Annotated in this window: 12 protein-coding genes, 1 tRNA gene and 1 pseudogene; 7 read left to right on the forward strand and 7 right to left on the reverse strand. The window is 67.4% G+C overall.

The genetic code is table 11. From position 1 onward, the window contains the following. The 3 genes from Q8L83_RS03545 to Q8L83_RS03555 all read right to left on the reverse strand — a co-directional run. Positions 1–100 (reverse strand): GTP-binding protein (locus tag Q8L83_RS03545; protein ID WP_305284777.1); only part of this gene is annotated, 100 nt, incomplete at its 3' end. A gap of 467 nt (positions 101–567) precedes the next feature. Beyond that, complete coding sequence (locus tag Q8L83_RS03550) at positions 568–888, reverse strand: GFA family protein (RefSeq protein WP_305284768.1); 321 nt, start codon at positions 886–888, stop codon at positions 568–570. A 90-nt stretch (positions 889–978) separates the two neighbouring features. Then, positions 979–1881 carry an N-formylglutamate amidohydrolase gene (locus Q8L83_RS03555; RefSeq protein WP_305284778.1) on the reverse strand — a complete coding sequence of 301 codons (903 nt, stop codon included), beginning with the start codon at positions 1879–1881 and terminating at the stop codon, positions 979–981. A 119-nt stretch (positions 1882–2000) separates the two neighbouring features. Between Q8L83_RS03555 and cpdR the strand changes: the two genes are divergently transcribed. The 3 genes from cpdR to Q8L83_RS03570 all read left to right on the forward strand — a co-directional run bounded on the left by cpdR (position 2001) and on the right by Q8L83_RS03570 (position 3405). Next, positions 2001–2357 (forward strand): cell cycle two-component system response regulator CpdR, encoded by a 357-nt coding sequence (gene cpdR, locus Q8L83_RS03560; RefSeq protein WP_300576359.1) that lies wholly within the window; start codon positions 2001–2003, stop codon positions 2355–2357. A gap of 95 nt (positions 2358–2452) precedes the next feature. Further along, positions 2453–2527: transfer RNA gene (locus Q8L83_RS03565), tRNA-Val, on the forward strand. 332 nt (positions 2528–2859) lie between these two features. Beyond that, positions 2860–3405 carry a hypothetical protein gene (locus tag Q8L83_RS03570; RefSeq protein ID WP_305284769.1) on the forward strand — a complete coding sequence of 182 codons (546 nt, stop codon included), beginning with the start codon at positions 2860–2862 and terminating at the stop codon, positions 3403–3405. A 30-nt stretch (positions 3406–3435) separates the two neighbouring features. On the opposite strand, the gene Q8L83_RS03575 is transcribed toward Q8L83_RS03570, so the two are convergent. Then, entirely contained in the window at positions 3436–3822 is a 387-nt protein-coding gene (locus Q8L83_RS03575; protein WP_305284770.1) for a hypothetical protein, read from the reverse strand. 124 nt (positions 3823–3946) lie between these two features. Between Q8L83_RS03575 and Q8L83_RS03580 the strand changes: the two genes are divergently transcribed. The 4 genes from Q8L83_RS03580 to Q8L83_RS03595 all read left to right on the forward strand — a co-directional run bounded on the left by Q8L83_RS03580 (position 3947) and on the right by Q8L83_RS03595 (position 11078). Then, entirely contained in the window at positions 3947–5728 is a 1782-nt protein-coding gene (locus tag Q8L83_RS03580; protein ID WP_305284771.1) for a copper resistance system multicopper oxidase, read from the forward strand. Then, the gene (locus Q8L83_RS03585; RefSeq protein ID WP_305284772.1) at positions 5725–6684 is read left to right on the forward strand and encodes a copper resistance protein B; all 960 of its coding nucleotides are present in this window, start codon (positions 5725–5727) and stop codon (positions 6682–6684) included. The genes Q8L83_RS03580 and Q8L83_RS03585 overlap by 4 nt, the downstream gene beginning before the upstream one ends. Positions 6685–6900: 216 nt before the next feature. Beyond that, positions 6901–7467, forward strand: coding sequence for a GNAT family N-acetyltransferase (locus tag Q8L83_RS03590; protein ID WP_305284773.1), 567 nt, complete (start codon positions 6901–6903; stop codon positions 7465–7467). A 455-nt stretch (positions 7468–7922) separates the two neighbouring features. Next, complete coding sequence (locus tag Q8L83_RS03595) at positions 7923–11078, forward strand: TonB-dependent receptor domain-containing protein (protein WP_305284774.1); 3156 nt, start codon at positions 7923–7925, stop codon at positions 11076–11078. A gap of 149 nt (positions 11079–11227) precedes the next feature. On the opposite strand, the gene Q8L83_RS03600 is transcribed toward Q8L83_RS03595, so the two are convergent. From Q8L83_RS03600 to Q8L83_RS03610, 3 genes and pseudogenes are all read right to left on the reverse strand, one after another. Then, a complete protein-coding gene (locus Q8L83_RS03600; protein ID WP_305284775.1) occupies positions 11228–11644 on the reverse strand; it encodes a DUF6491 family protein in 417 nt (138 codons plus the stop codon). A gap of 68 nt (positions 11645–11712) precedes the next feature. Beyond that, positions 11713–13539: an FAD-dependent 5-carboxymethylaminomethyl-2-thiouridine(34) oxidoreductase MnmC gene (mnmC, locus tag Q8L83_RS03605; protein WP_305284776.1), complete on the reverse strand. Its 1827-nt coding sequence runs from the start codon at positions 13537–13539 to the stop codon at positions 11713–11715. A 115-nt stretch (positions 13540–13654) separates the two neighbouring features. Continuing rightward, positions 13655–13889: pseudogene (locus Q8L83_RS03610) on the reverse strand (hypothetical protein); the annotation flags it as partial.

Consider the following 13889-nt stretch of genomic DNA (forward strand, 5'->3'; position numbering starts at 1 on the left):
CATTGGCTCGGAACACGCCCGACTGGGCGAGAAGCTGGTCGACGAGGGTCGTCTTACCGTGGTCAACGTGGGCGATGATGGCGATGTTGCGCAGCGACATGGGAAACCTTTTCCGGAAGCGGCGGCTTTTAGGGGACAAGAGGCCCCACGGCTAGCGCGAAGTCATGTTAGTGCTTCAGACGACCCCTGGCGTCTTGTGCGTTGCAACACGAAACACGATGTGATCCGAGCCCCTAAGCGCTTTGAAAACGTAGGGAAAAGCAGATTTTTTGTGCTCGCACGCGCAATTGCGACACTTTGGCGCTTGTCCTTTTGTGCGTCGCACCGTAGATTTGAAACGTGAGGCGTCTCCGGACGCTTCTGCCCTTCCTGGGCGTTTCCTCCCTAATGAACTGGCCGCGCTTTCGAGCGCGGCCTTTTTTTTTGCGCTGCGGGACGGCCCTCGCGCGCGCCGTCGGCGCCTAGAAGTAGAACCACAAAGAACACGAAGATCACCAAGTTGGGCGCGGCGCCTTCGTGCTCTTTGTGTCCTTCGTGGTTGATCCTCTTCGCGACCGCTTGTGCAGATCAGTCTGGCTTCGGGATCGTGACCCAGGGATGTCGGTGCTCCCCCCAGACTTCTAAGGTGGGCGCTGGAAATTGTGGATCCGCAAAGGCGCCTACGGCGACGGCCACCCATTCGGGCGCGCTACTCGAGGTCCACCACAAGGTTGAGCCGCAGTCGGGGCAAAAGCGAAGCGTCACATCGTGGCCGCTGTCGGAACGCCGAGTGTAAATTGTGGCCTCGCCCGACGCCGTCATGTCAGCCTGCGAGAAGAAGCCGGCGACATTGTACGTGCTCCCAGTCTGCCGTTGGCAGGCCAGGCAATGGCAGACGGCGACTCTCATCGGCTCGGTGGCGCAGCTGACCGCAAGTTGGCCGCAGGCGCAGGTCGCTGTTCTTTGCAACGGTCCACTCCCTGCTTGGCGTGTTCGGGCTCAGAGACGCTTCGACCAGTCCTCGGCCGTCAGGGCCGCGGTCAGGCCCTGGATGTCGGATTTCAGCTGGGCGAAGGCGGCGGTGGGGGCCAGGGCCTCTTCATCCAGATAAAGCGCCCGGTTCAGCTCGATCTGCAGGGCGTGGACCCGGCGGGCCGGGCGGCCATAGTGCTCGGTGGTGTAGCCGCCGGCATAGGGGGTGTTGCGCACCACGCGATAGCCGCGGGCCTCCAGCCCGCGCTCGGCCAGCCGGGTCAGCGCGTCCGAACAGGCCGCGCCGAACCGATCCCCCAACACCATGTCGCAGCCGCCGACGCCTGCGGCGCGCGCGGCGACCGAGGGCATGGAGTGCCAGTCCACCAGAATGGCCACCCCGTGGGCGGCCTGGGCCTCGGCGATCAGTTGGGTCAGCGCCGCGTGATAGGGCCGGTGCGCCCCGTCGATGCGGCCTTGCGCCTCGGCGAAGGTCAGCTTGCGGGCGTAGATCTCCTGGCCTTCGGACACCACCTTGGCGATGGCGCCTAGGCCTGCGGCCACCCGCGCGGTGCGGCTGCGGGCGAAGTCGGGCAGCTCATCGACGAACATGCCAGGGTCGAGTTCGAAGGCGTCGCGGTTCACGTCGATATAGGCCCGCGCATAGCTGGCCGTGATCAGGGCCGCGCCGGCGGCCGGCGCCGCCTCGACCAATTGGTCGACAAAGGCGTCTTCCGAGCGGCGGATGGCGCGGGCGTCCAGCGCGGCGGCCGACATCATGTCGTCAGGATAGAGGCGCCCGGAATGGGGCGAGGCGAAGATCACCGGGGTCGGCGGCGGCGCGCCGGGGTTGGCTGCGCGGCGCACCTCGAAGCCGGCCGGCCTTGGCGGGGCTGGCTCTGCGACATCAATGGGCTCGACCGCGGACATGGCGGCCATATGACGATGCGCCGGACGCGGGGTCAAACGGATCGCTCGGTTGGTTCATCGGGGATTTACAAAGCGGCCTCTATGGTCGCTCCATGAAAGACGACGCCCTGGAAGCGCCCATGCCCCGCATTCTTCTCGCCGAGGACGACGACTCCCTGCGCGGCTTCCTGGCCCGCGCCCTGGAGCGCGCCGGCTATGAGGTCCGCGCCTGCGCCGACGGCGAGGAGGCGGCCTCGGTCCTGGACCAGGACTGGGACCTGCTGCTCACCGACATCGTCATGCCCGGCATGGACGGCATCGAGGTGGCCCGCCTGGCCGCCGCCCGCAATCCGTCGCTCCGCATCATGTTCATCACCGGCTTCGCCGCCGTGGCGCTGGCCGCCGGCGATCAGGCCCCGGCCGGGGCCAAGGTGCTGTCCAAACCCATCCACCTGCGCGAGATCGTCGCCGAGGTGGAGCGGATGATGGCCGCCTGAACCTCGCGGCGGTCGCCGGGCTTTCTGAGCTTGCGCAGGCGAGGACCGCCCGTTATACCGCCGCCCTTCCCGTCCCCTAAGGGGGCCGCCCTTATGGACGCGTAGCTCAGCGGGAGAGCACCTCGTTGACATCGAGGGGGTCACAGGTTCAATCCCTGTCGCGTCCACCATCCACCTCTACATCGTGATCTGGCGGCCGAACTCAAGGCGGCCGGATTTCCGCGCGTCGGCGGGCGGGGAGGGAGCATAACGAATTGGGCAGAGTACTTCGCAGAAAACCCCGGAAAGCAGGACGAGGCCATTGCGGTCTTGCGGCGGGTGACCCGGGAGTTCGATCGCAAGAACGGGACAAAGGTGTCGAAGTACCTGGACGAAGCCCTGGCTAAGGGTAAGGCTTCCGCGTACCCGCCTTCCCCACAATCGAGCTTCGTCCCTGCCCCCTCCAGATCCACCCGTCCAGCGCTGGCTATGGTACGATACAGAGACGGCTGATTGTGTCTCGTTGGATCGATCATCCTATGTTGAGACCATCTTCGGTGGCAGGTCGGTTCCGCTTCCGGAATGGATCTGCATCTCGCCCGATGGGGGCCTCCACAAGAACGCCGGCCTCCTCGCGCTGGATGTTGATATCGCCGAAGCGCCAACCGCCCGCGATGAAATCAGCTGGACGTGCGACTACGTTGTCAAGCTCGTCGCGCATAGCTGGCTCGACAAGATTCGCGATCTCATAGACGAAGAACGGATTGGGCTAGGCGTTCTTCGCAAGAAGGGCGAAGTCGTCTCGGGGTGGTCGACGATTCACGAGCGTCGGCCGCCCGTTCTTCTTGCCACTGAAGGACGCGTGAAAACATGTCCGATCTGCCGATATTCTTACACGGTTCTTCATGGGCGCGAGTACTTCTCAGATCCTGACGTGATTGGGAGGCCCCTCATCGTCAACAGCAATGGCCTGTTCGTCCGCGAAGACATCGCTAGAAGCCGCAACCTGCGAACTCCCCGGGGTGCATTTGAGCCGGGCGTGATCGAATTCGAAGCAAGGCGCTTTTGAGCGCCGCTACGGCGACAAGTGATCAGCCTCCTAGTTCGGGGTGAATAGCCCCTGGAATCCGACGATCATGGCGATGACGCCGAAGATGGCGACGATCAGGCCTGAGCCGGTCGAGCGGCTGTCGGGCACGTCCTGGCCGGTCTTGCGCGCCAGGCCCAGGCGGTCCCACAGCAGCAGCACGCCGGTGATGATCCCGACGATCTCGAAGTGCAGGACGCCCGGTCCGCTGGTCAGGTGGACGATCAGGTAATAGCCGCCGCAGATCAGGGCGATGACGCCGACGATCCAGCCCAGCGGCCCTAGCTTGCGGGCGGCCGCGGCCAGATTGTCGCCAATCGAGGGCAGGCGCGCCAGCAGGCCTATGGCCAGCAGGAAGCCGCCGAAAATGTTCGAAAGGTCGAGGAGGAGGGCGATCACGCTCCTCCAATGCGCTAACAGGCTTGGCTGTTCCCCTGGGGCCTGCAGCGAGCGCCGCCGCCTTGCTCGGCGGAGGGTGCGCCGATATACCCCCATAGGGCATTTAGAGGTGTGCGGAGCCGGGATGATCCAGACTGATCGACGTCGTTTGCTGGCCGGCTCCCTGGCCTTGGGCGCGGCGGCTGCGACCCAGGGCCTGCTGCCCGCCTGGGCGCAGGGCGGGGTCTCGTCTGGCGCGCCGGCCGCGCTCTCCGGCGACCATATCGCCCTGCGGATCGGCCACACCCCGTTTTCGCTCGGCGGCCGGACCGGCCATGCGGTGACGGTCAATGGGACCCTGCCGGCGCCCTTGATCCGCCTGCGGGAGGGCCAGAGGGCGCATCTGTCGGTGACCAATGACCTGGCGGAGGACACCTCCATCCACTGGCATGGTCTGCTGCTGCCATTCCACATGGACGGGGTGCCGGGGATCAGCTTCCCCGGGATCAGGGCCGGCGAGACCTTCCACTACGCGTTCCCGGTGATGCAGGCGGGGACCTACTGGTACCACAGCCATTCCAACCTGCAGGAGGCCATGGGCTGCTATGGCCCGCTGGTGGTCGATCCGGCCGGCGCCGATCCTGTGGCCTATGACCGCGAGCATGTGATCGTGCTGTCGGACTGGAGCTTCATTCATCCGCACGAGATCCTGGCCAGGCTGAAGAAGAGCCCCGGCTATTTCAACCGGTCGCGGACCACGCTGTCGGGCCTGATGTCGGGCGAGGACGGCATGAGCCTGGCCGAGCGGCGCATGTGGGGCGCCATGCGGATGGACCCCCGCGACATCGCCGATGTGAACGGGACCACCTACACCTATCTGGTCAATGGGCAGGGACCTCAGGCACCCTGGAGCGGCCTGTTTGCGCCAGGCGAGCGGGTGAGGCTGCGCATCATCAACGCCTCGGCCATGTCGATCTTCAATGTGCGGATTCCCGGCCTGCCCATGCAGGTGGTGCAGGCCGACGGCGCCGATGTGCGGCCGGTGGAGACCGACGAGCTCCAGATCTCGGTGGCCGAGACCTATGACGTAATCGTCGAGCCGAAGGCGGAGCAGGCCTACGCCCTGGTGGCGGAATCGGTGGATCGCTCCGGCATGGCCGTGGCCATGCTGGCGCCCCGGGCGGCGATGACGGCGGAGATTCCGCCGCTCCGGAAGGTCCCCACCCTGACCATGCGCGACATGGGTATGGGCGGCATGGAGGCGATGGAGGCCATGGATCACGGGGCGATGGACCATGGCGCCATGGACCACGCGGCCATGGGGCATGCGCCTGGGGCGCCCGCCGCCATGGATCACGGGGCTCATCAGATGCGCGACAAGGCCCTGGCCCCGCCGGGCATGGCCGTGGGCGTCGGGGTGGACATGATCGCGCCGGCCCCGGTCAGCCGTCTGGCCGAGCGGCCCATGGGCCTGGAGGATGTTCCCCACCGGGTGCTGACCTATGCCGACCTGGTCGCGCTATCGCCGGGCAAGGACCGCCGGGCGCCGTCGCGCAGCCTGGAGATCCACCTGACCGGCAACATGGAGCGGTTCATGTGGGGCTTCGACGGGCGCAAGTTCAGCGAGATCGTCGAGCCCATCGCGTTTTCCCGGGACGAGCGGGTGCGGGTGACCCTGGTGAACGACACCATGATGGCCCACCCGATCCACCTGCACGGCCACTTCTTCGAGCTGGTGAACGGCGCGCCTGACGGCCATCAGCCCTTGAAGCACACGGTCAATGTGGCGCCGGGCGCGAAGGTGACCTTCGACCTGACGGCGGACGCGCCGGGCGACTGGGCCTTCCACTGCCACATGCTGATGCACATGCATGCCGGCATGTTCAATGTGGTCACCGTGCGGCCCCTGGACGGAGGCGCCGCATGAGGCTCGCCCTCGTCCTGCCTGCCGCCGCCCTGCTGGCGGCCGGCCCCGCCTGGTCGCAGGAGGCCCACGACTCCCACGCTCATCATCGCGCTGCGCCGGCCGTGGACGCCGATCCCCATGCCGGCCACGACATGGGCGCTGGCCCCTTGCCTGAGCCCGATCCCCACGCAGGGCATGGCGTTCCGCATGCTTCCAGCCCCACGCCCGCGCCCGGGCCCGGGCAAGCTGCGGCGGGGTCGGGACCGGCGCACGCCGCTGACCTCCACTTCGACCCGGCCGAGATGGCCCGGGCGCGGGATCGGCTTCGGGCGGAGAATGGCGATGTCCGCACCACGGCCTTGATCCTTGATCGCCTGGAGGCCGGCTTCGGCGATGGCGATGCGACCTGGCTCTGGGACGTTCAGGGCTGGACCGGCGGCGATATCAACCGCGCCTGGCTCAAGACCGAAGGCGAGGGCGATTTTGACGGCGGACTGCACGAGGCGGAGGTCCAGTTGCTCTATGGCCGGGCCGTCACGCCCTTCTGGGACATTCAGCTTGGCGTGCGCCACGACATTGTGCGCGGGGGCGAGGACCTGAGCCACCTGGCCTTCGGCGTCCAGGGCCTGGCGCCGCACTGGTGGGAGATCGACGCCGCCGCCTTTCTCTCGCAGGACGGCGACCTGACCGCCCGGCTGGAGGCCGAGTACGATCAGCGGATCACCCAGCGCCTGATTCTTCAGCCGCGCCTGGAACTGGAGGCCTCGGCCAGTGATGTCCCGGCCCGCGAGCTTGCGGCTGGGTTCACCAGCGCGGCGGTCGGCCTGCGCCTGCGCTATGAGATCGCGCCGGAGTTCGCCCCCTATGCCGGCGTCGAGTGGCGTGGCGCCCTGGGCGGCAGCGCCGACATCGTCGAAGCCGCCGGCGGCGAGGCCGATGATGTCCGTCTGGTGATCGGGCTCAAGGCCTGGATGTGAGGGCCAGGGCCGAACAAAGGTTTGCGAGGCCGCCGTCCCGCGCTTAAGACGCTCGAGATGTTCGCCCTGGCCGCCCTCGCCTGCAATTCCTACGGTCCCATCCGGGGTCGAGGAATGGCGCGCGCCTAGAGCTCAAGAGCGCATCTTCCTTAAAGACCCCGCCGCCTGGCCGGGGTCGAGAGGTCTCCGCCAGGGGCATATCCTGGAGCCCTGACCATGCCGACCGCCGAACTTCGGCTACCCATCGAAACCGAGCGCCTGCGCCTGCGCGACTTCCGCCTGGAGGACGCTGCGGCGGTCCACATCTATGGCTCCGACCCTGAGGTCACCCGCTACATGCCCTGGGGCCCGAACACGCCGGAGGAGACCGCGGCCTTCATCGCGCGGGTTCTTGAGCAGCAGGCGACCTGGCCGCGGCTCGATCTGGGCCTGGCCATCGAGCACAAGGCTCTGGGGGTGGTGGTCGGCTCCATCGCCCTGCATCTGCGCGACATCCCGAACCGGACCCTGGAGATGGGTTACTGCCTGCGGCGCGACCTGTGGGGCCAGGGCGTGGTCACCGAGGCGGGGCGAGCGCTGCTGCGCGTCGGCTTCGAAGACCTGGGCCTGCACCGCATCACCGCCACCTGCGATGTGCGCAACGTCGGCTCCTATCGGGTGATGGAGAAGCTCGGCCTGCGGCGCGAGGGGCATATGATCAGGGACCGACAGGTCCGGGGCGCGTGGCGCGACACCTATCTCTACGCCATCCTCGCCGAGGCCTGGGCCGAAAATCCGGCCTGATCAGGCGCCCGTCCCTGCGGCGAAACGCGATTGATTCGAGTTGCAGGAGCGGGTCTGCCCGTTCGGGCGATGTGCCCGGGCCGGCGAGAGCCTGTGGGCGGACCACGGGGCGGATGGCGCAATAGAACGTACGGTACTGTCAAAAACGGCGGTTTCGCGGCCGGTCTATGGCGGGCCGCCCGCGATGACTTAGGGGAAATTGCGGCGACCAGCCCCCGGTGCGGCGGGGTCCCCTGTTGCCGAAATGCCATTCTCGAAGGTCAAGTATGCCCCTCAACCCTTTGTGGGCAAGGGGTTGAGGATCAAAACTTGCGCATTGGTCAAATAGTCGGGATATGTCTCGGTGTTGAAAAAATTCTGGCGCTTTCGCCAAAGCCGTCAGATGATCATTTTTGCTCAAGGGTCAAAATCCCCACGTCAGAAGGGGATCGACGCCAAGAGGGGGAAGGAAACCAATGTTGAAACGTACCTATTTCCGTGGCGGATCGGTCATGGCCGTCGCCCTGGCCATGGGCGCGGCCGGCACAGCCGCCGCGCAATCCCAACCCACCGTGGTTGAGGAAATCGTGGTGACCGGCTCATTCATCGCCGGCACACCCGAGAACGCCGCTCTGCCGGTCGATGTGATCGGCACCCAGGAACTGGAACGTCGGGGCACGCCCTCGATGGTTCAGCTGATCAAGACCATCCCGTCATCGGGCGCGGTGATCGGCGAAAACAACCGCTTCGGCGCCGGCAACGGCGCGGCGACCATCAACCTGCGCAACCTGAACTCGACGGTGACAGGGCCTCGCACCCTGGTGCTGTTCAACGGGCGCCGGGTCGGGTCGACGACGCGCGCCCTGGGCAGCGTCGATGTGAACATGCTGCCGAGCTCGGCCATCGCCCGGGTTGAAGTTCTGAAGGACGGCGCGGCCGCCACCTACGGCTCCGACGCCATCGCCGGCGTGGTCAACTTCATCACCCGCACGAATCTGGACGGTCTGGAGCTGACGGGCCAATACCAGTTCATCGACGGGTCTGACGGCGACTTCGAGCTGGGCGCGGCCTGGGGTTGGCAAGGCGATCGGGCCAATCTGCTGCTCACCGGCGATTATCGCGAACGTTCCGAGCTCAGCATCTTCGAGCGGGACTGGGCGATCCTGACCGGCCCCGAAGGCTATCTTGAAAACCCCCTCGGCGGCTGGGCCGGCACGGGCAATCCGGGCCAGTACAATGTCGCCACCACGACCCCGGTGGGCTCGCCCACGGCGGGCTTCACCTCGGCCTCCTTCACCGGGGCCCTGCCGGACATCGGCTGCGCGGCCAATGGCGGCGCGCCCTATGTGATCGGCTCGGCGATTGTCAGCCCGACGGCCTGTAACTTCCAGTATTCGAGCTTCGACAATCTCGTCGAAAACGAAAAGCAGTATAAGATCTACGGCCAGTTCGACTTCGACGTCACGGACGACATCCAGTTCCGCGCCGAAGCCCTCTACGCCAACAACTCGACCCCGCTGCAGAGCTGGGCGATGACGGGCCCGAACCAGTCGCCCTCGCCGATCCTCCCGTCCGGCGGCTCGGCCGGCGGCGGCACCTCGCCCATCCCGGCGACGGGCACCTCGGAGCAGTCGCGCTTCTATATTCCGACCTCCAACCCCGGCCTGCAGGCCCTGATCAGCCAGGTCCAGGCGGCCAACTGCTCGGGCGCAGTCCTGCCCTACGGCATCGATCCCGCCAGCTGCGCCACCGGCCTGGCCGTCGCCCAGGCTGGCATCATCAGCGCCGCCCAGAACGGCGTCGTCACCAGCGCCACCAGCTGGCGTCCGATCGGCTTCGCCGGCAATCCCTATACGGATGACCGGCACAGCCACTACACCTACGAGACCCAGACCTTCCGCATCGTCGGGGGCTTCAATGGCCGCATCAACGACTGGCTGCGGTTCGACTCCTCGCTGACCTATCAGCAGATCGACTACGAGTATAATCTGCAGGACATCTCGGTGAACCGCCTGCAGCTGGGTCTGCGGGGCTTCGGCAGCCGGGCCGGCGGCGACGAGTGCACGGCGGCGGAGACCAACAACTTCACCACCAACGCCGGCAATGCGGCCCTGGGCTGCTACTTCTTCAACCCCTTCGCCAACGCCATCTCCGAGAGCACGGCCGGCACGGGCGCGAACCCCTACTACATCGCCTCCAGCGCCATCCCCGGCTTCAACCAGGCCGCAGAAGCCCGGGCCGACGTGGTCAACTGGATGGAGGAAGAGCAGTACAACCACGATCAGAGCCGTCTGTTCGTCGCGGACCTGATCCTCAGCGGGGAAACCCCCTGGACCCTGTGGGCCGACGACAACATCGCCTGGGCCGCTGGTGCGCAGTATCGCTACGACCGGGATATTCGCGATCCCGACGCCTTCTACGACGCCAATGCGACCCCCTGCGTGGACTCACCGCCCTTCGGCGACGGGCAGCCCGCCTGCCCCACCACCGCCAACGGCCCGTTCCTGTTCAACGCCAATATCCGGCCCTACGACGTGAATCGGAAGATCACGTCAGCCTTCGGCGAGGTCCGCCTCCCCATACTCGACACGCTCGAAGTGACCCTTGCGGCGCGCTACGAAAAGTACGAGGGCGTTGGCGAGACCTTCAATCCGAAGGCCAACTTCCGCTGGCAGGCCATGGAATGGTTCGCCCTGCGCGGCGCCATCGGGACCACCTATCGTGCCCCGCAGGCGACCATCGTCACCGACACCTTCGCGCGCGGGCTGACCAACGCCTCGGGCACCTATCGGGCCAACGACCTGTTCGGTAATCCGAACATCGAACCCGAAGAGGCGGTGACCTATTCGGTCGGCGCGATCTTCGATTTCGACCGGTTCAACGCCACGATCGACTACTGGAACTTCGACTTCGACAACCCGATGACGTCGGAAGCCACGGCCGACCTGCTGAACCTGTTCTTCCCGGGTGGGGCCGCCACCGGCCTCTGCGCCAATCCGGCGTATGACGCTCTAGAAGCCCGGTTCACCTTCGTGCCCGGTAGCTGTGCGCGGACCGATATCCTCGGCTACCGCACCCAGTACATCAACGGCGGCGCTATCAAGACCAGCGGCATCGACTTCAACGCGAATATCGAAGTTGCTGAAATCTATGACGGTCAGCTGACGGTCGGCTTCGACGGCACCTACCTGTTGAAGTACGAAGAAGACCCCTACGATATCGAAGGCTTCGCAACTTCGACGGGCACCGTGGACCGGGCCGGCACCTACCGCGCCTCGATCTTCACGGGCTACAACAAGCTGCGGGCCAACGCCTTCGTCAACTACAACCTGGGCATCCACAACTTCCGCTGGCAGCTCCGCCATGTGTCTTCGACGACCCATAGCGAAGCGACGCCGAACGCGATCGCCCGCAATGTCGGCAAGCCGGAAGCTTCGAAGATCCCGGAATACTGGCAGCACGACATCACCTATCGCGTCGAACTGCCCTGGGAGACCTCGATGTCGGTGACCGTGCAGAACCTCTTCGACGAGGAGCCGCCCTTCGCCATCGGCACCCAGTACAACTATGACTTCGGCAGCGGTAACCCCCTCGGTCGGGTGATCGCGGTCAGCGCCAAGAAGCGCTTCTAAAGCGCTTTGAACGCAGCCGGGCGGCGCGCCGCCCGGTTCGCACCTCCTCGGCGTCGCCTTTGCGGGCGGCGCCGATTTTCTTTTCTAAGCTGCAAGTCTGGCGCGCGCTTCGTCCCTGCAGGGTCCCACTTGTTGGACGCGTTCCAGGTCTATGGACGATGGCCCGACGGGAGCGCGGCGGCCTCGGCCTCGGTGAGCTTTTTCACGCTCCGCACCAGGCAGCGCTGCTGTCCGAAGGGGCCTGGAGCGACGATGGTGGCGTCCGTCCCCCGGCAGACGCTGGAACCGTTGCGCGACACGACGGCCAGCCCTTGAGCCCAGTCCATGTCGGGGCAGGGGGCGAACATCTGCATCTGATAGACGTCCTTGACCCCGACGCGAAGATACAGGGTCTCGTCGTCGGGCGCGCTGAACCCATTGACGTTGCGGGTGAAGAAACACTCCCGGCCCTCAGGCGCGGCTGCGGCCGCCTGCATGTCGCCCGCGCCCGCGCCCGAACCTGTAGTCGGCGCGCAGGCGGTCAGGGCCAGGGTGGAGAGGATGAAGGCGAAAACGGGCTGGCGCATCGCGAAGTCTCCGATGACCGCGGCTGGCGGCCGATGTCCGTTCATGAGGCTAGGGCCTAATCGTGGTTTCAATCGGGCGTCCGCCCGGCGCGCCGCATCGCCCGGCGGCGAAAGCGGTCGGGGTCGACCAGTTCGGCCATCTCGCGGGGCAGGGGCGAGGGCGCGCCCAGCATCTGGGCGGCGAGATGCTCGGCCAGCAGGGGCGCCAGGCAAAAGCCCCGGGATCCCAGCCCCCCCAACACGAACAGACCCTGGGCGCCGCCGGGCGCGGGTCCGGCCAGCGGCAGGCGATCGGGCGTTACCGCCCGGACCGAGGCGCGGCCAGCAAGCACGGTGGTGCGAGCCTCGGCGGCGAGGTGAGGAAGAGCCTGGGCCAGGGTCTCCAGGTTTCGCTCATGGTCGGTCGGGCGAACCTCGGCGCCGTCGTCATCGCGGTCGTGGGTGGCGCCGAACACCAGGCCCTCAGGAGACGGCGCGACATAGCCGCCCCAGGCCGTCGCCCGCCCGCTCAGGCCGGGCGCGATAGAGATCTGGCCCCGAACCGCCTGTAGCGGCGCCTCGGCCAGAAGGCCGGCCCCGCCCGCCCCGGCGCAGACGGCGACGGCGTCGCCCCGCCAGACCTCGTGACCCTCCGGCCCCAGCAAGGCCCAGCCCCTGTCCAGGGGGGCGAGGGCCGAGATGGCGTTCAGGTTCACGTCGCCCAGCCAGGCCGACAGGATGGCGGCGGGCCTGACCACCAGGGCGGCGCGCTGGGCGAGACCTGCGCCTTCGACCGCTTCGCCTGTCCATCGCCCCGCAGCTGCATCGTCCATCACCTCCAAGGCGCCTGGTTCGAACAGGTCCGACGCCGCGATCGTCTTGAAGCGATCCTCGTCCTTCGGCTGGCGGGCCAGCTGGAGCACGCCGTGGTCGAGCACGGCGCCGGGGATCGCCCCATAAAGCCGCCCGGCGCGGGCCAGAGCCTGGGCGAACAGGCCGGCGAGCGGGCCAAGCCCGGCGTCGAGGCGCGGGGTGACCAGGGCCGCAGGATTGCCGGACGCCCCGCGCCCTGGACCGCCGGCGTCAAACACCTGAACCTCGGCGCCGCCCTGCCGCAGGGCGCGCGCCAACGCCGCGCCGGCCACGCCTGCGCCAATCACCGCCACCCGCGTCCGCGCATCCTGGGGGGCAGGGGCATTGGTCGTCCAGGCCTCCAGGCGTTCGCGCTTGCGCCCGTGGCCCGGTCGCTTGGCCACCTCGAACCCCTGGGCCTGAAGCCCCCGTCGGACGGCGCCGGCCACGGTGAAGGTGGCCAGGCGGCCACCCGGCGCGGTGCGCGCCGCCACCAGTTCCAACACCTCGTCCCGCCACATCTGCGGATTGAGCGCCGGTGAGAAGCCGTCCAGGAACCAGGCGTCCGCCATGCCCGACCAGGATCTGAGGGCCGCTTCGACCTCCATCACCGCCACGTCCAGGGTGGCGTCGAGCTCGGGAAAATCCACCCGGTGAAAGCCCCGCGCCTGCCCTGGCCAGCGGTCGGTCAGCCGGCGCGCGAGATCGGCGAGTTCAGGCCAAGCGGCCAGCACCTCTGAGGCCGCTTCAGCGCTCAAGGGGTGGGCCTCGACGGTGAAGATGTGAAGGCGCGCGCCGGGCGGGCGGGCGGCTCGCCAGAGGTCGAGCAGGGCCAGGATGTTCAGACCCGTGCCAAAGCCCAGTTCAGCGACGGTGAACCGCCGCCGGCCGCCCCATTGCTCGGGCAGGCCGCACCCCTGCAGGAATACCGCCTGCGATTCGGCCAGGCCGTCCTCGGTGGAGAAATAGATGTCGCCATACAGACGCGAGCGGGGCTGTCCGTGGCTGTCGAGGACCAGGGGAGATTCGGTCTTGTCCGAGGGGGATGGATCGGTGGGCGACATGGCCCCATTGGCGGCGATGGATCGGCCGCATCAAGCTCTATTGGCCCCCGCATAGCAAAAGGGCCGCCCCGGAGGGCGGCCCTTCATCGAAAACGCCGAGGCGTTTGCGAATGGCTTAGTGAGCCGGAGCTTCCACGGCGGCGTCAGCAGCCGGGGCGGGCTCAGCGGCCATGGCGTCGGTCGCGGCGTCAGCAGCGGCGTCAGCAGCAGCGTCGGCGGTCGCGGCGGCGTCAACGGCCGTGTCGGCGGCGGCTTCGGCGGTCGCGGCTTCGGTGGTGGCTTCCGCGGCGGCTTCGTCGGCGGTTTCAGCGGGCTGGCCGCAGGCGGCGACGGAGAGAGCGGCGACGGCG

Source organism: Phenylobacterium sp., from assembly GCF_030680185.1.
Classification (GTDB): domain Bacteria; phylum Pseudomonadota; class Alphaproteobacteria; order Caulobacterales; family Caulobacteraceae; genus Phenylobacterium.

Coding starts and splice junctions, on each gene's coding strand:
- Q8L83_RS03550 (WP_305284768.1), bottom strand. CDS start 888: ATGAGAGTCGCCGTCTGCCATTGCCTGGCCTGCCAACGGCAGACTGGG.
- Q8L83_RS03555 (WP_305284778.1), bottom strand. CDS start 1,881: ATGTCCGCGGTCGAGCCCATTGATGTCGCAGAGCCAGCCCCGCCAAGG.
- cpdR (WP_300576359.1), top strand. CDS start 2,001: ATGCCCCGCATTCTTCTCGCCGAGGACGACGACTCCCTGCGCGGCTTC.
- Q8L83_RS03580 (WP_305284771.1), top strand. CDS start 3,947: ATGATCCAGACTGATCGACGTCGTTTGCTGGCCGGCTCCCTGGCCTTG.
- Q8L83_RS03585 (WP_305284772.1), top strand. CDS start 5,725: ATGAGGCTCGCCCTCGTCCTGCCTGCCGCCGCCCTGCTGGCGGCCGGC.
- Q8L83_RS03590 (WP_305284773.1), top strand. CDS start 6,901: ATGCCGACCGCCGAACTTCGGCTACCCATCGAAACCGAGCGCCTGCGC.
- Q8L83_RS03595 (WP_305284774.1), top strand. CDS start 7,923: ATGTTGAAACGTACCTATTTCCGTGGCGGATCGGTCATGGCCGTCGCC.
- Q8L83_RS03600 (WP_305284775.1), bottom strand. CDS start 11,644: ATGCGCCAGCCCGTTTTCGCCTTCATCCTCTCCACCCTGGCCCTGACC.
- mnmC (WP_305284776.1), bottom strand. CDS start 13,539: ATGTCGCCCACCGATCCATCCCCCTCGGACAAGACCGAATCTCCCCTG.